General features: G+C 70.4%; 13 protein-coding genes and 2 tRNA genes. 12 read left to right on the forward strand and 3 right to left on the reverse strand.

The annotated features are described in order from the left end of the window. Window positions 1–116: 116 nt before the first annotated feature. Complete coding sequence (locus AB0D44_RS17950) at window positions 117–1,352, reverse strand: GNAT family N-acetyltransferase (protein WP_362591430.1); 1,236 nt, start codon at window positions 1,350–1,352, stop codon at window positions 117–119. A 118-nt stretch (window positions 1,353–1,470) separates the two neighbouring features. On the opposite strand from AB0D44_RS17950, the gene AB0D44_RS17955 reads away from it, so the two are divergent. The 4 genes from AB0D44_RS17955 to AB0D44_RS17970 all read left to right on the forward strand — a co-directional run bounded on the left by AB0D44_RS17955 (window position 1,471) and on the right by AB0D44_RS17970 (window position 5,104). Next, complete coding sequence (locus tag AB0D44_RS17955; protein ID WP_362591433.1) at window positions 1,471–2,613, forward strand: PP2C family protein-serine/threonine phosphatase; 1,143 nt, start codon at window positions 1,471–1,473, stop codon at window positions 2,611–2,613. Between the two features lie 307 nt (window positions 2,614–2,920). Then, complete coding sequence (locus tag AB0D44_RS17960; protein WP_362591436.1) at window positions 2,921–4,312, forward strand: pyridoxal-dependent decarboxylase; 1,392 nt, start codon at window positions 2,921–2,923, stop codon at window positions 4,310–4,312. After that, a complete protein-coding gene (locus tag AB0D44_RS17965; protein ID WP_362591438.1) occupies window positions 4,309–4,758 on the forward strand; it encodes an HD domain-containing protein in 450 nt (149 codons plus the stop codon). The genes AB0D44_RS17960 and AB0D44_RS17965 overlap by 4 nt, the downstream gene beginning before the upstream one ends. 151 nt (window positions 4,759–4,909) lie before the next feature. Continuing rightward, window positions 4,910–5,104 (forward strand): hypothetical protein, encoded by a 195-nt coding sequence (locus AB0D44_RS17970; RefSeq protein ID WP_362591440.1) that lies wholly within the window; start codon window positions 4,910–4,912, stop codon window positions 5,102–5,104. A gap of 151 nt (window positions 5,105–5,255) precedes the next feature. On the opposite strand, the gene AB0D44_RS17975 is transcribed toward AB0D44_RS17970, so the two are convergent. Continuing rightward, window positions 5,256–5,326, reverse strand: a tRNA-Gly gene (locus tag AB0D44_RS17975). Window positions 5,327–5,504: 178 nt separating this feature from the next. Between AB0D44_RS17975 and AB0D44_RS17980 the strand changes: the two genes are divergently transcribed. The 6 genes from AB0D44_RS17980 to AB0D44_RS18005 all read left to right on the forward strand — a co-directional run bounded on the left by AB0D44_RS17980 (window position 5,505) and on the right by AB0D44_RS18005 (window position 10,647). Continuing rightward, window positions 5,505–5,581 (forward strand) — tRNA-Pro (locus AB0D44_RS17980). A 185-nt stretch (window positions 5,582–5,766) separates the two neighbouring features. Further along, window positions 5,767–7,155 carry a trigger factor gene (gene tig, locus AB0D44_RS17985; protein WP_362591443.1) on the forward strand — a complete coding sequence of 463 codons (1,389 nt, stop codon included), beginning with the start codon at window positions 5,767–5,769 and terminating at the stop codon, window positions 7,153–7,155. A gap of 275 nt (window positions 7,156–7,430) precedes the next feature. Continuing rightward, window positions 7,431–8,048, forward strand: a complete 618-nt coding sequence (locus tag AB0D44_RS17990; RefSeq protein ID WP_362591446.1) for an ATP-dependent Clp protease proteolytic subunit — start codon at window positions 7,431–7,433, stop codon at window positions 8,046–8,048. A 55-nt stretch (window positions 8,049–8,103) separates the two neighbouring features. Further along, complete coding sequence (locus tag AB0D44_RS17995) at window positions 8,104–8,772, forward strand: ATP-dependent Clp protease proteolytic subunit (RefSeq protein ID WP_362591449.1); 669 nt, start codon at window positions 8,104–8,106, stop codon at window positions 8,770–8,772. Between the two features lie 153 nt (window positions 8,773–8,925). Next, the gene (gene clpX, locus AB0D44_RS18000) at window positions 8,926–10,212 is read left to right on the forward strand and encodes an ATP-dependent Clp protease ATP-binding subunit ClpX (RefSeq protein WP_030649983.1); all 1,287 of its coding nucleotides are present in this window, start codon (window positions 8,926–8,928) and stop codon (window positions 10,210–10,212) included. Between the two features lie 165 nt (window positions 10,213–10,377). Then, window positions 10,378–10,647 carry a hypothetical protein gene (locus tag AB0D44_RS18005; RefSeq protein WP_362591452.1) on the forward strand — a complete coding sequence of 90 codons (270 nt, stop codon included), beginning with the start codon at window positions 10,378–10,380 and terminating at the stop codon, window positions 10,645–10,647. 61 nt (window positions 10,648–10,708) lie between these two features. Here the strand turns inward: AB0D44_RS18005 and AB0D44_RS18010 are convergent, their stop codons facing one another. After that, complete coding sequence (locus AB0D44_RS18010; RefSeq protein ID WP_362591455.1) at window positions 10,709–11,626, reverse strand: hypothetical protein; 918 nt, start codon at window positions 11,624–11,626, stop codon at window positions 10,709–10,711. A 128-nt stretch (window positions 11,627–11,754) separates the two neighbouring features. On the opposite strand from AB0D44_RS18010, the gene AB0D44_RS18015 reads away from it, so the two are divergent. Both AB0D44_RS18015 and AB0D44_RS18020 read left to right on the forward strand, forming a co-directional pair. Further along, complete coding sequence (locus AB0D44_RS18015) at window positions 11,755–14,376, forward strand: valine--tRNA ligase (RefSeq protein WP_362591458.1); 2,622 nt, start codon at window positions 11,755–11,757, stop codon at window positions 14,374–14,376. 308 nt (window positions 14,377–14,684) lie between these two features. Further along, on the forward strand, window positions 14,685–16,229 hold the full coding sequence (locus AB0D44_RS18020; protein ID WP_362591461.1) for a folylpolyglutamate synthase/dihydrofolate synthase family protein: 1,545 nt from the start codon (window positions 14,685–14,687) through the stop codon (window positions 16,227–16,229). Window positions 16,230–16,231: the final 2 nt, after the last annotated feature.

Genomic DNA, 16,231 nt, shown 5'->3' on the forward strand with positions numbered 1-16,231 from the left:
GTACTGGACGTACTTGGGCTTTCGGCCGGTGCGGCGAGAGTGCGTGCCGGGCACCGCGACGCCGCGGACCTCCGTCAGACACCCCCTAGTGCTCCGACCGGCAAACCATTCCGGTACTAGAACCCGTGCGGGAGCCAGGGCGCCACGTCCCCGGCGAAGGCGCGGGAGGCCCGGGCCGCAGCGCCCGGGCGCAGCTCGCGGACCCGGCCCGCCGCGGCCAGTGACGTCAGGGTGATCCCGCCCAGGTACGCCGCGCCCAGCTCCCGCACCGACAGCTCCAGGTCCGCCGGCTCCGCGGTCCGCGTGCACGTGGCGGAGCCCGACCCGTCGGCCACCAGCCGCCACCGCCCCTCGTTCCACGGGCAGAACGCGTCCTCGACCTCCAGCACCATGTCCAGCGGGGCCGCGTACGACCGCGCCGCGAGTGCCGCCGCCACGTCCACCAGCCGTACGTGCAGCGAGTCGCGCATGCTCGGCTTCGACCGCCGGACGTCGCTGACCAGGTGCAGTACCGGATCGTCCACCGGCCGCCGGGACGCCCGCACCGTCCAGGTCAGGTCGATCCCGAACAGGTAGCGCCACAGCGCCGCCGTCGCCTCCGGGCCGAGCGCGTCGAGGTCCACGACCTCGACCTTGCCCTGAGAACCGGAGTGGTCCCACTCGGGCCTGACCCGGTAGCGGGCGTAGCCGGAGATCTCGCCGTCCGGGCCCTCGGCCACCACGCACTGCAGCGGGGAGGCGCCGTTGCGGTCCTCCGGGGGATCCGCCAGCACGTACCGCTCCCAGCCGGGCTGCCGGGCCGGCATGCCGGGCCGCCGGGTGGTCAGTTCCGCGTACACCCGCTCGCAGTCCGCCATCGCCTTCTCCGGGTCGACGCGCCGCACCCGCACCTCGTCCGTCCCCGGGGGCACGGAGAGCCGGACGCGGGTCGTGTCGATGTCCACGGCCAGCGCGTACGCGGCCGTGCCGTAACCGAAGCGCCCGTAGATCGCCGGATCCGAGGCCGTCAGCACGGCGAGCGGCTCACCGGCCGCCCGTACGTCGTCCAGCAGGCGCCGCATCATCGAGCGGAGCAGGCCGCGCCGCCGGTGCGTGGGGGAGACGCCCACCATCGTCACCCCGGCCGCGGGCACCAGCGCCCCGCCCGGAACCGAGAGGCGGAACGTGAACGCCGAGGCCGAGCCGACGCAGTCCCCGCCGTCCCAGACACCGAGGGAGCGTTCAGGCTCGGTCAAGGACCGGTAGAGCTCCCGGCCCTGTGCGACCTCGGGCACCCCGCCGAACGCCAGTTCCAGCTGATCGAACCAGACATCCCACTCATCCCGTTTCAACACGCGCATCTCAAGTGCCATACGGCCATCCCTATCAGGGCACTCGGTCCCCGTCGAAGAGTTTTCGGGCGGCGCGAGGACCCCCGGACGCGGGGTACCCCTGCGCGGCCACAGGCGGGATGGATAAGGTCCCGGTGCAATGGCCGGAGCACGCGTGGACACCGTCATGGCCCGGATGCGCATGCTGTCGCACCGGGCCCGCACCTCCCTGCGCAAATCCGCCGTCGACTACTTCCGCGGGGACGCCTCCGACTGGCTCGCCTTCGCCGGACTGCTCCTCACCATCCCCGCCATCGCCTGCGGCACGATGATGCTGCCGGTCTGGTTCTCGCCCTCGGCGCTCGTCCTGCCGATCGTGGCCGGCGGGCTGCTGCTGCGCCCCGCCAGCCTCCTCGCCCTGTACGCGGCCTCCGCGACCGCGCTGATCGTCGAGGCCCTGGTCCTCGGCCCCTACACCCAGGGACCGGCACGGGTCACCCCCGGCACCGTCCTGGTGGTCGCGGCCTGCGGATTCTTCGGGCTGGTCATCGCGCAGTTCCGCAGCCGCGTCGGCGTCCCCTGGCGGCGCGGCGGCACCATGCTCTTCGACCTGCGCGAACGGATCCGCGTCCAGAGCAAGCTGCCCGCCCTGCCGCGCGGCTGGCACCGCGAGATGGCCCTGCGGCCCGCCGGCGGCCAGTCCTTCTCCGGCGACTTCGTCGTCGCCGCCCGCACCAACGGAGGCCGGACCCTGGAGATCGTCCTGACCGACGTCTCCGGGAAGGGCATGGAGGCCGGCTCCCGGGCCCTGCTGCTCTCCGGCGCCTTCGGCGGCCTCCTCGGCGCGCTGCCGCCGCAGGAGTTCCTCCCTGCCGCCAACGGCTACCTCCTGCGCCAGGACTGGGAGGAGGGCTTCGCCACCTCCATCCACCTCGTCCTGGACCTGGAGACCGGCGATTACGAACTGCTCTCCGCCGGCCACCTCCCGGCCCTCCAGCTCTCCGCGGGCACCGGACGCTGGCAAGAGAAGACCGGCGAGGGCCCGCTGCTCGGCGTCTACGACGGCGCCGAATTCACCCCCGCCCGCGGGAACCTCCGCCGCGGCGACGTCCTGATGCTCTTCACGGACGGCCTGGTCGAGACGGCCGACCGCGAGATCAGCGAGGGGATCGACCGCCTCACGGGCGAGGCCGACCGCTACGTGGCCTCCGGCTGGGACGGCGCGGCCTGGCACCTGATCGAGAAGGTGGCGAAGGACGTCAACGACGACCGGGCCCTCCTCCTCATCCGCCGCTCCCCCTAACCCCACCCGCCCCCGCCGGCTCGCCGACCTCCGGTCCCGATGCGACACGGCCGCCGACGAAGCTGCGCGGACGCACACGCCCGGGGACACCCCGCACGGCCCACAGGGCCGCGAAGCCGCACCCTCGGCCCGGCAGGGCCGGACGGAGGCCGCCGGGAGCCGTGTGCGGCCACCAGGGGTCCTGGACGCCGCGGGCCGGGCCGTGCGCCGCCGGGGGCGGTACCGGCCCGCGCCGCCGGGGCCGTACCGGCCACCTGGTGCGGATTGGCACGCCCCCCGCGTCCGCGGTGGCGCCTACCGTGCCCCCATGGACCGCACGCTCGCCGCCGACCTCGCCCGGCTCCCCGACCTCCTCGACGCCACCCGCCGCGCCGCCGCCGACGCGCTCGCAGCCCTGGACGCGCGTCCCGTCGTACCTCCCGCCGGGAAGCCGGACCACGCCGCCGAGCCCCTCCCGGAGCACGGAGCGGGCGCCGAAGCCGCCCTCGCCGCCTTCCGGGAGCGCTGGGAGCCGCGGCTGTCCGCCTCCGCCGGCCCCCGCTACCTCGGGTTCGTCACCGGCGGCGCCACCCCCGCCGCCCTCGCCGGGGACTGGCTCACCGCCGCCCACGACCAGAACTCCAACTCCGCCCTCGACGGCGCGGGCCAAGACCTGGAACGCGAAACCGTCGGCTGGCTCCGCTCGCTCTTCCACCTCTCACCCGCCCACTGCGGCACCTTCGTCAGCGGCGCCACCATGTCCAACACCACCGGTCTGGCCATCGCCCGCGAATGGCTCGGCGAACGCCTCGGCGTCTCCCCGGCCGAGGACGGCGTCGCGGCCCTCGGCCCCGTCCGCGTCCTCTCCGGCGCCCCCCACTCCTCCATCGCCAAGGCCCTGTCCGTCCTGGGCCTGGGGCGGGCCGCACTCGTCAAGGTCCCGACCCTGCCCGGCCGCGAGGCCGTGGATCCGGCCGCCCTGGACCGGGCCCTGGCCGACACCCCCGGCCCGGCCGTCGTCGTCGCCAACGCGGGCACCGTCAACACCGTCGACTTCGACGACCTCCGCGCCGTCGCGGCCCTCAAGCGGCGCCACGACTTCTGGCTGCACACCGACGCCGCCTTCGGCGCCTTCGCCGCCCTCTCCCCGGACCACGCCCGCCTCGCCGACGGGCTCGACGCCTCCGACTCCCTCTGCGTCGACCTGCACAAATGGCTCAACGTCCCCTACGACAGCGCCGTCCAGTTCACCCGCCGCCAAGACCTCCAAGCCCGCGTCTTCCAGAACTCCGCCGCCTACCTCGGCCCCCTCGGCGAGCACCCCGACCTGGTCCACCTCACCCCCGAGAACTCCCACCGGCTGCGCGCCCTCGCCGCATGGTTCACGCTCCGCGCGTACGGCCGCCAGGGCCACCGGGAGATCGTCGAACGGGACATCGCCTGCGCCCGCGCGCTCGGCGAGCACCTGCGCGCGGACCCCGCCTTCACCCTGCTCGCGCCGGTCCGCCTCAACGTCGTCTGCTTCACCCTGGCCGCCGACCCCACCCCGGCCCGGCTGACCGCCCTGCGCGAGGCGGCGGCCGCCGAGGTCTTCGTCACCCCGACCGTCTACGGGGGAACCCCCGCCCTGCGCGCCGCGTTCTCCAACTGGCGTACCACGCAGGCGGATGTGGACCGGGCCGCGCAGGCCCTGCGGACAGCGGCAAGGGAGATCGCATGACGAGCAGCCCCCTGACCCTCATCGAGGTCGAGGCCCTGGCCCGTGCCGCGCACGAGGGCCAGACCGACAAGGCCGGCCGGCCGTACGCCGAGCACCTCGCGGCCGTGGCCGAGGGCGTCCGCCTGCGCGGCGGCACCCCCGAACAGCAGGCGGCGGCCTGGCTCCACGACGCCGTCGAGGACGAGGCGCTCAGCCTGGCCTGGCTGGATTCCGCCGCCCTGCCGCAGTCGGTGAAGGACATGGTCCTCGCCGTCACCAAGCGCCCCGGCGAACCGGTCGAGCAGTACACCGCCCGGATCCTCGCCACCCCCGGCGCCCTGCTGGTCAAGGAGGCCGACCTCGCGCACAACGCCGACCCCGCGCGCCTGTCCGTGCTGGACGGCCCCACGCGCGAGCGGCTGTCCGCCAAGTACGCCCGTGTCCGCTCCCTCCTGGGCCTCGCCTAGCCGCAGCGCCCGGCAGGCCGGCGGAAGCGGAACGATGGCGATTCGTCACGGGGCGGATAGTCAGGGCCCGTTGGTGGGAGGATGGTCCATGTGGGTGTGCGTGGCCGTACGCCCCGGGCCGACCAGGGGACGACCGAAGGTGTGATCAGTTGTGGCCATTTCGCTGTCAGTGGTGGTTCTGTTGGGGGTCATCCTGGTGGTGCTGATCCGCGGCAACCACATCAAGACGGGACCCGCCATCGTCGCGGCCCTCTTCGGCTTCTTCCTGGCGTCCAGCTCGATCTCGGACGACGTGAACCGTTTCCTCAACTCGCTCGCCACGATGATCGCGAACATCAAGCTCTAGGCGGCGATCCCGCACCCTCTGGGCGGCGATCCCGCACCGGCCAACCCGCCGCCCCCCGGGACCCGTTGGCCGGGCCGACGGGACGGCCGGGCAGAACGACCGAGGGCCGGGCCGGAGGAAACATCCTCCGGCCCGGCCCTCGAGTGCTCAGAGCGGGTGACGGGAATCGAACCCGCGTAGCTAGTTTGGAAGACTAGTGCTCTACCATTGAGCTACACCCGCAACGCACGCGCCGCAGGTCCGAGGACCGCGGCACGGACAGCATCCTAGCGGGTCGCGCCGCGGGAGTGCACACCGCTTTCGAGCGCGCCGCGAGCCCCCGCCGAGAAGCCGGCCCGGAAACTCCGTAAACCCCGCACATCAGAGGGTCTCCGGGCATGTACCCTACGTGTCGCACCGACGGGGTGTGGCGCAGCTTGGTAGCGCGTCCGCTTTGGGAGCGGAAGGTCGTCGGTTCGAATCCGGCCACCCCGACCACCAGCAGTGTCTCCTTCGAGCCATCGGGGGCCACCACAAGATCGCGTTGTGGGCTGATTGCCGCTTGCGGTTACTATGCAAGCTGCGTGCCCGTGTGTCTGATGTACCGGGCCGAAGTCCGCTGAACCGCTGAATCGCAGCGTGACGGCAGAATCCCCAGCAGTCAGCCACAAGGAGACCGAACCGTGAAGAGCGCCGTGGAGACCCTGAACCCGACTCGGGTTCGGCTCACTGTTGAGGTGCCCTTCGAGGAGCTCAAGGACAGCCTCGACGCGGCGTACAAGAAGATCAACCAGCAGGTCACGGTGAAGGGCTTCCGCAAGGGCAAGATCCCGGCCCGCGTCATCGACCAGCGCTTCGGCCGCGGTGCGGTGCTGGAGGAGGCCGTCAACGACGCCCTCCCGAAGTTCTACACCGAGGCGGTCAACGAGGCCGACCTGAACCCGCTGGGCCAGCCCGAGGTCGACATCACGGAGCTGAAGGACGGCGAGCTGCTGGCCTTCACCGCCGAGGTCGACGTGCGCCCCGAGATCGAGATCCCGGACTACTCCGGCATCGAGGTCGAGGTCGACGCCATCGAGGTCTCCGACGAGGACGTCGAGAAGTCCGTCGAGCAGCTGCGCGGCCGCTTCGCGTCCACCAAGGACGTCGAGCGCGCCGCCGCCGAGGGTGACGTCGTCACCATCGACCTCGAGGCCAAGGTCGACGGCGAGGTGCTGCCCGACGGCGTCGCCTCCGACGTCTCCTACACCATCGGCTCGGGCGAGCTCCTCGAGGGCATCGACGAGGCCGTCACCGGTCTCGAGGCCGGCGGCGAGGCCACCTTCACCTCGCAGCTGAAGGGCGGCTCCGCCGAGGGCAAGGACGCCGAGGTCACCGTCAAGGTCACCAAGGTCTCCGCCAAGGAGCTCCCGGAGCTGGACGACGAGTTCGCCCAGATGGCGAGCGAGTTCGACACCCTCGAGGAGCTCAAGGCCGACAGCCGCAAGCGCCTCGAGAACATGAAGCAGTACGACCAGGCCACGCAGGCCCAGGAGCGCGTCCTGGAGAAGCTGCTGGAGCTCGTCGAGGTCCCGATCCCCGAGAAGCTGCTCGCGGACGAGGTCCAGACCCGCAAGCACAACCTGGAGCACCACCAGCTCGGCCAGATGGGTCTGACCATCGAGAAGTACCTGGAGTTCCAGGGCAAGACGGTCGAGGAGTTCGACGCCGAGACCTCCGAGCAGGCGATCAAGGGCATCAAGACCCAGTTCGTCCTCGACGCGCTGGTCAACAAGGAGAAGCTGGGCGTCAACCAGGAGGAGCTCACCGAGCACCTCATGCGCCGCGCCGCCTCCTCCGGCATGTCCCCGGACCAGTTCGCCCAGGCCGTCGTCGAGGGCGGCCAGGTCCCGATGCTGGTCGGCGAGGTCGCCCGCGGCAAGGCCCTCGCGGTCGTCGTCGAGGCGGCCAAGGTCGTCGACACCAACGGTGAGGTCGTCGACCTCTCCGACGAGGACGAGGAGCAGGCCGCCGAGACGGTCGAGGCGGCCGTCGAAGGCGACGCCGAGGCGCCGGCCGACGAGGCCAAGTAACACCCCGGGCGAAGCCCGCCGAGCAGTGACCCGAAGGGCCCGGACGCCAGTGCGTCCGGGCCCTTCGGCACTGCCCCCGGACGGGCCGAGGACCTTGCGCTCCGAGCGAACAGTTCGGGAAGCGGGATGGCGTTGTCCTACCTGCGCGTTAGGGTCCATGAATACGAGGGCACGGGAGTACCCGGATGCCGGCGGACCCGTCCGCACGGCAGGGCCGCGCCCCAGAACGAGACGCTGAGACGGCACATGGCCGTCGGAGACGAGCAGGTGGATACGTGACGAATCTGATGCCTTACGCCGCGGGTGAGCCGTCCATCGGTGGCGGCCTCGGCGACCATGTCTACAACCGGCTGCTCGGCGAGCGCATCATCTTCCTCGGCCAGCAGGTCGACGACGAGATCGCCAACAAGATCACCGCGCAGCTCCTCCTCCTCGCGGCCGAGCCCGAGAAGGACATCTACCTGTACATCAACAGCCCCGGTGGCTCCGTGACGGCCGGCATGGCCGTCTACGACACCATGCAGTTCATCAAGAACGACGTCGTCACCATCGGCATGGGCATGGCGGCCTCCATGGGCCAGTTCCTGCTCACCGGCGGCGCCAAGGGCAAGCGCTTCGCCCTGCCGAACACCGACATCCTGATGCACCAGGGCTCCGCCGGCATCGGTGGTACCGCGTCGGACATCAAGATCCAGGCCCAGTACCTGCTGCGCACCAAGCAGCGCATGGCCGAGATCACCGCGTTCCACTCGGGCCAGACCGTCGAGGCGATCATCCGCGACGGCGACCGCGACCGCTGGTTCACCGCCGAGGAGGCCAAGGAGTACGGCCTCATCGACGAGATCATCTCGGCCGCGTCCAACGCGCCGGGCGGCGGCGGCACCGGGGCCTGATCCCGGCTCCCACCGTCAGTACCCAGCAGCCGACAGCCCGCAGAACGCCACCAGGATGGTGAACACCCAGATGCAGAACAACTTCTCCGCGAGCGGCCTCTACACCGGCCCGCAGGTGGACAACCGCTACGTCATTCCGCGCTTCGTCGAGCGCACCTCGCAGGGCGTGCGCGAGTACGACCCGTACGCGAAGCTCTTCGAGGAGCGCGTGATCTTCCTCGGCGTGCAGATCGACGACGCTTCCGCCAACGACGTGATGGCGCAGCTGCTGTGCCTGGAGTCGATGGACCCGGACCGCGACATCTCGATCTACATCAACAGCCCCGGCGGCTCCTTCACGGCGCTGACGGCGATCTACGACACGATGCAGTTCGTGAAGCCCGACATCCAGACGGTCTGCATGGGCCAGGCGGCCTCCGCCGCCGCGGTCCTGCTCGCCGCCGGCACCCCGGGCAAGCGCATGGCCCTGCCGAACGCCCGTGTGCTGATCCACCAGCCCTCCGGCGGCACCGGCCGTGAGCAGCTCTCCGACCTGGAGATCGCGGCCAACGAGATCCTGCGCATGCGCGACCAGCTGGAGACCATGCTGGCCAAGCACTCGACGACGCCGATCGAGAAGATCCGCGACGACATCGAGCGCGACAAGATCCTCACGGCCGAGGACGCACTCGCGTACGGCCTGATCGACCAGATCGTCTCCACCCGTAAGAGCAGCGCGGTCTGATCCTTGCCGCCAGTTGGCGTGGCACGCCGCCGGATTCCGGCGATGTGAACCACGTCAAGGGGGCCCCGCACGGGGCCCCCGGCAAGGTACCGTCGGATATGAGGCACCAGGAGCGCTGAACCAGGCGTCTCCCAGGCGAAGGGGAAGCACCTCGTGGCACGCATCGGTGACGGCGGCGATCTGCTCAAGTGCTCGTTCTGCGGAAAGAGCCAGAAGCAGGTGAAGAAGCTCATCGCAGGACCCGGTGTGTACATCTGCGACGAGTGCATCGACCTCTGCAACGAGATCATCGAAGAGGAGCTCGCGGAGACCTCCGAGGTCCGGTGGGAGGAACTCCCCAAGCCCCGTGAGATCTACGAGTTCCTGGAGAGCTACGTCGTCGGCCAGGAGCCGGCGAAGAAGGCGCTCTCCGTCGCGGTGTACAACCACTACAAGCGGGTCCAGGCCGGCGAGAACGGCGGCGCGCAGGGCCGCGAGGACGCGATCGAGCTCGCGAAGTCCAACATCCTGCTGCTGGGCCCCACCGGCTCCGGCAAGACCCTCCTCGCCCAGACGCTCGCGCGCATGCTGAACGTCCCGTTCGCCATCGCCGACGCGACGGCGCTGACGGAGGCCGGGTACGTCGGTGAGGACGTCGAGAACATCCTGCTGAAGCTGATCCAGGCGGCGGACTACGACGTCAAGAAGGCCGAGACCGGGATCATCTACATCGACGAGATCGACAAGGTCGCCCGCAAGAGCGAAAACCCGTCGATCACCCGCGACGTCTCGGGCGAGGGCGTGCAGCAGGCCCTCCTCAAGATCCTCGAGGGCACGACGGCGTCCGTCCCCCCGCAGGGCGGCCGCAAGCACCCGCACCAGGAGTTCATCCAGATCGACACGACGAACGTGCTCTTCATCGTGGGCGGCGCCTTCGCCGGCCTGGAGAAGATCATCGAGTCGCGCGCGGGCGCCAAGGGCATCGGCTTCGGGGCGACGATCCGCTCGAAGCGGGAGATCGAGGCGAGCGACCAGTTCCAGGAGGTCATGCCGGAGGACCTGGTGAAGTTCGGGATGATCCCCGAGTTCATCGGCCGCCTCCCCGTGCTGACCTCCGTGCACAACCTGGACCGCGAGGCCCTGCTCCAGATCCTCATCGAGCCGCGTAACGCGCTGGTCAAGCAGTACCAGCGGTTGTTCGAACTCGACGGTGTGGAACTGGACTTCGAGCGGGAAGCGCTCGAAGCCATCGCGGACCAGGCGATCCTGCGCCAGACGGGCGCGCGCGGCCTGCGCGCCATCATGGAGGAGGTCCTGATGTCGGTGATGTACGAGGTCCCGTCCCGCAAGGACGTGGCCCGCGTGGTCATCACCGCCGACGTGGTCCGCTCCAACGTCAACCCGACGCTGGTCCCCCGCATCGTCCCGAAGGACCAGGGACCGCACGAGAAGTCGGCGTAATCACAGAGCGGCAAGCAGAAGGGGCGTCCCCGACCGGGGGCGCCCCTCCTCGCATTCCGGACTACCTTGATCGATAGTCGGACAAAGATTCCCGTGAGCCGCGTGGGGCCCCCGCCCTCTTGATCAACTGTGTCTCGAGTCGTCTTTCAGTGAAGGGAACGAGGCATGAAGTTGAAGCGTGCAGCGGGAGTCCTGGCGGTGGCACTCGCCGCCACTGCGCTGCCGATCGTGGTGGCGTCACCCGCGTCGGCGGATCAGGGCGATTGCCAGCTCTACCTGTTTGACAGGGGCTACAACGTCGGGCCGAAGGTGGAGTCTGCTTGCAGGTCTGGCGCCAACTATTCGAACGTGGGGCGCTGGGTGAACTGCTATTGGGGCCTGACCGGTATAGGGGTCAGGACCGAAGACGCCGCGGGGGCGTGCAACGCAGCGTAGCGATGATCTGGCCGCGGCCGGCTTGCACGGAGACAAGTGCCCGTGCAAGCCGCTGGCTCGATCAGGCCTTGGTGCGGGAGGTGTTGTAGAGCTTCGCCGCCAGCGCGGCCACCTCGTCGAGGGTGCCGCTACTCCCGCCGAGCACGACCGCTGCAGGATCGGCGGCGTTGATGCCGACCAGGGTGGAGTGGTCGCCCCAGGCGCAGGAGGGGATCTCGGCGTCCTTGGGCGTCTTGCCCGTGCCGGGCTTGGTGCTGATCATCTTGATGTTGGCGCACTTCATCACCGCGCCCTCGAACCCGGCCGGGGTGAACTCCTTCGGAGCGCCGACCAGCTCGTACTTGAAGCCGAGCTTCTCGGTTTCCTTGTTGTTCTGGCCGATGCCGGCGTAGTAGCCGTCCACCGCCTTCTCCGGGTCGGCGATCTCGCCCCAAAGGCCGTTGGCCGCGAGCTGCTTGCCCTTGTCGTCATTGCCGATGCGGTACTTGGCGGTCGCGTTGTGCGCGTTCTGCACTCCGAGCGCCTCGGCCTTGGCCTTGCCCTCCCCGGTGACCGGGGTGTCGGCCGCGGGGGCACCGGAGGCGTCCGGCGCCTTCTGGTAACTGTCGACCGCAGCGGGGTAGGACAGCTTGTAGCCCTTGGTGTCGGCGGCGATGGCGCCGCCCGCTCCACCGCCCAGGAAGTACCAGCCGCCGCCCGCGATCACCGCGATCGCGACGACCACCGCGGTGATGACGCCGGCCTTCGACTTCTTCGGCTCCTGCGGGGGCATCCCGCCGTACGGGGGCTGCTGGTAGCCGTAGCCCGGCTGCTGCTGCTGCGGGTATCCCTGCGGCGGGACGCCCGGCTGCTGCGGGTAGCCGTAACCGGGCTGGGGCGCGGGCTGTCCGTAGGGCCCCGGCGGCGGCGGGGGCTGCTGCCCGTACGGCCCGGGCTGCTGCGGCTGCTGTCCGTAAGGTCCCGGCTGGTTGTAGCTCATCCCGCGTCCCCCAATGAGGTTGCTTATACGTTCCACACATCCTGTCGGAAGCCGTGGGCGGGCAGGGCTCCGGGGGCCCCCGATTACCGGTTTCATGACTGGACTGTTACGGCCCTAAACTGTGGCTCGTGACCGAGAACACGCAGACACCCAGCAGCCCCAACTCCGAACTGCCGACGACCTACGCGCCGGCCGAGGTAGAGGGGAAGCTCTACGAGCGCTGGGTAGAACGTGGGTATTTCGAGGCCGACGCGAAGAGCGAGAAGCCGCCGTACACCATCGTCATCCCGCCGCCGAACGTCACGGGCTCGCTCCACCTGGGGCACGCCTTCGAGCACACGCTGATCGACGCCCTGACCCGCCGCAAGCGCATGCAGGGCTACGAGACGCTGTGGCAGCCCGGCATGGACCACGCCGGTATCGCCACCCAGAACGTCGTCGAGCGCGAGCTCGCCAAGGAGGGCAAGTCCCGCCACGACCTGGGCCGCGAGGCGTTCGTCGAGCGCGTCTGGCAGTGGAAGGGCGAGTCCGGCGGCCAGATCAGCGGCCAGATGCGCCGCCTCGGCGACGGCGTCGACTGGTCCCGTGAGCGCTTCACCATGGACGAGGGCCTGTCCCAGGCCGTCCAGACGATCTTCAAGAAGCTCTACGACGACGAGCTCATCTACCGTGCCGAGCGCATCATCAACTGGTGCCCGCGCTGTCTCACCGCGATCTCCGACATCGAGGTCGAGTACCAGGACGACGACGGCGAACTCGTCTCCATCCGGTACGGGGAAGGCGAGAACTCCATCGTCGTGGCGACCACGCGCGCCGAGACGATGCTCGGCGACACCGCCGTCGCCGTCCACCCCGAGGACGAGCGCTACCGGCACATGGTCGGCACCGAGATCGAGCTGCCGCTGACCGGCCGCCGCATCCCGATCGTCGCGGACGAGCACGTCGACCCCGCGTTCGGCACGGGCGCCGTCAAGGTGACCCCGGCGCACGACCCGAACGACTTCGAGATCGGCCAGCGCCACGGCCTGCCGAACCTCGCCGTCATGGACGAGCACGCCGTCATCACCGTCCACGGCCCCTTCCTGGGCCTGGACCGCCTGGAAGCCCGCTCCGCCATCGTCGCCGCGCTGCGCGCCGAGGGCCGGATCATTGCCGAGAAGCGTCCGTACCCCCACTCGGTCGGCCACTGCTCGCGCTGCAAGACCGCCATCGAGCCGCGCCTGTCCCTCCAGTGGTGGGTCAAGGTCGGCCCGCTCGCCAAGGCCGCCGGCGACGCCGTCCGCGACGGCCGGGTCACGATCCACCCGCAGGACATGGAGAAGCGCTACTTCGACTGGGTCGACAACCTCCACGACTGGTGCATCTCGCGCCAGCTGTGGTGGGGCCACCGCATCCCGGTCTGGTACGGCCCGAACGGCGAGATCGTCTGCGTCGGCCCGGACGAGCAGCCGCCCTCGGGCGACGGCTGGACCCAGGACACCGACGTCCTCGACACCTGGTTCTCGTCGGGCCTGTGGCCCTTCTCCACGCTCGGCTGGCCGCAGCAGACCGAGAGCCTGGCGAAGTTCTATCCGAACTCCGTCCTGGTCACCGGCTACGACATCCTCTTCTTCTGGGTCGCCCGGATGATGATGTTCGGCCTGTACGCCATGGACGGCACCCCGCCGTTCCACACCATCGCCCTTCACGGCATGGTCCGCGACGAGCGCGGCAAGAAGATGTCGAAGTCCTTCGGCAACGCGGTCAACCCGCTGGACTGGATGGACGCGTACGGTTCCGACGCGGTCCGCTTCACCCTGGCCCGCGGCGCCAACCCGGGTGTCGACGTCCCGATCGGCGAGGACTGGGTCCAGGCCTCCCGGAACTTCGCCAACAAGATCTGGAACGCCACCCGCTTCGCGCTGATGAACGGGGCGACGATCGAGGGCGAGCTGCCGCCGGTCGAGCAGATGTCGGCGACCGACCGCTGGATCCTGTCGCGGCTGAACAAGACCGTGGCCGAGGTCGACGCGTACTACGAGGACTACCAGTTCTCGAAGCTGTCGGACTCCCTCTACCACTTCGCGTGGGACGAGGTCTTCAGCTGGTACGTCGAGCTCTCGAAGACCACCTTCTTCGCGGGCGGCGAGCAGGCCAAGGTCTCCGGCCGGGTCCTCGGCGAGGTCCTCGACGTCATGCTGCGCCTGCTGCACCCGGTGGTCCCCTTCGTCACCGAGACGCTGTGGACGACGCTGACCGGCGGCGAGTCGCTGGTGATCGCCGACTGGCCGAAGGACAGTGGTTTCCGCGACGAGGCCGCCGAGGCCGAGATCGGCTCCGTCCAGGCCGTGGTCACCGAGGTCCGCCGCTTCCGCAAGGAGCAGGGCCTGCAGGACGGCCAGAAGGTCCCGGCCCGCCTGGACCTGTCGGGTACGCCGCTGTCCGCGCACGAGGGCGCCATCCGCCAGCTGCTGCGCCTCCAGCCGGAGGGCGACTCCTTCAGCGCCACCGCGACCCTCCCGGTCGCCGGCGCCACGGTCGCGCTCGACCTGTCGGGCACCATCGACGTGGCCGCCGAGCGCAAGCGGCTGAGCAAGGACCTGGCCGCCGCCGAGAAGGAGAAGCAGCAGGCCGAGGCCAAGCTCGGGAACGAGGCCTTCCTGGCCAAGGCTCCCGACAACGTCGTGGACAAGATCAAGGGCCGGCTGGCCAAGGCCGAGGCGGACATCGCCCGGATCCAGGCCCAGCTGGACGGGCTGCCCGCCGCCTAGTCCGCGCGGGCACCAGAGGTACGAAGAAGGCCCCCACGCCGTCGGTCGACGTGGGGGCCTTCCCCGTACCGGAACAGCGGGCAACGCCCGTGACGTCCACGACTTCGTGGGGCGGGAGCTGACGCAGCTGACTCCGTGTGTCGCGGCTGGATGCCGTCTGATGCTGTCGTGTTGCTGCTGGCCTGCGGCATTTGTTCCCACATCTCCTGCCCGCAGGCTTGCATAACGATTCGGTCGCCCCGGCGGCCGAAGGTCCCGAAACGCCCGGGCCGAAGGTCGCGCAGGTCGGCGTCCGTAGACTGGGTTCCGTGAGTGAGCAGCAGCCCGAGAGCCACGACCGCGACCGCGACGGCGCCTTCGACGAATCCGACGAGTTCGACCAGATCGTGGCGGAAGAGTCCGACCGCGACCCCGACCTGGCGGTGATCGAGGCCGGCAGCCGTACCCTGCGCGCCCAGGCCGGACCGCCCCAGGGCGACCCGGTGCCCGCCCGCCCCCTCGACCCGGAGGTCGCGAAGGCGCTGCTGGAGGTGGAGCAGGAGCTGGCCACCCGCTGGGGCGAGACCAAGCTGGAGCCGTCCGTGACGCGGATCGCCGCGCTGATGGACCTCCTGGGCGAGCCGCAGCGCGCGTACCCCTCCATCCACGTCACCGGCACGAACGGCAAGACCAGCACGGCCCGCATGATCGAGGCCCTGCTGAACGCCTTCGAGCTGCGCACCGGCCGCTACACCAGCCCGCACGTGCAGTCGGTCACCGAGCGGATCAGCCTCGACGGGGCGCCGGTCACCGCCGAGCGGTTCATCGAGACGTACCACGACATCAAGCCGTACGTGGAGATGGTCGACGCCTCCCAGGAGTACCGGCTCTCGTTCTTCGAGGTGCTCACCGCAATGGCGTACGCGGCCTTCGCGGACGCCCCGGTGGACGCCGCCGTGGTCGAGGTCGGCATGGGCGGCACCTGGGACGCGACCAACGTCATCGACGGCTCGGTCGCCGTGGTCACCCCGATCAGCCTGGACCACACCGACCGGCTCGGCACCACGCCCGGCGAGATCGCCCAGGAGAAGGGCGGCATCATCAAGCAGGGTGCCACCGTGATCCTGGCGCAGCAGCCGGTGGACGCGGCGCAGGTGCTGCTGAAGAAGGCCGTCGAGGTCGACGCGACGGTGGCCCGCGAGGGCATGGAGTTCGGCGTGGTCTCGCGCGAGGTCGCGGTCGGCGGCCAGCAGCTGACGCTGCGCGGGGTCGGCGGGGAGTACGAGGGCGTCTTCCTGCCGCTGTACGGGGCGCACATGGCGCACAACGCGGCGGTGGCGCTGGCGGCGGTCGAGGCCTTCTTCGGGGTCGGCACCGGCGGTCAGGAGCACGCGCGGGTGCTGGACGCGGACACCGTGCGCAAGGCCTTCGCCTCGGTGACCTCGCCGGGCCGCATGGAGGTCGTGCGGCGCAGCCCGACGGTGGTGCTGGACGCGGCGCACAATCCGGCGGGGGCTGCGGTCACCGCGGAGGCGGTCACCGAGTCCTTCGGCTTCAGCCGGCTGATCGGCGTCGTGGCCGCGAGCGAGGGCAAGGACGTCCGCGGGGTGCTCGAGGCCTTCGAGCCGATCTTCGCGGAGGTGGTGGTGACGGAGAACTCCAGCCACCGGTCGATGGGCGCCGACGAGCTGGCGGCCATCGCGGTGGAGGTCTTCGGGCAGGACCGGGTGCAGGTGGAGCCGCGGCTGGACGACGCCCTCGAGGCGGCGATCACCCTGGCGGAGGAAGAGGCCGAGTACGGAGGGGCCGGGGTCCTGGTGACCGGTTCCGTGATCACGGTGGGCGAGGCCCGCCTGCTGCTGAAGAGGGGCTGAGG

The organism is Streptomyces sp. NPDC048349 (genome assembly GCF_040651925.1).
Classification (GTDB): domain Bacteria; phylum Actinomycetota; class Actinomycetes; order Streptomycetales; family Streptomycetaceae; genus Streptomyces.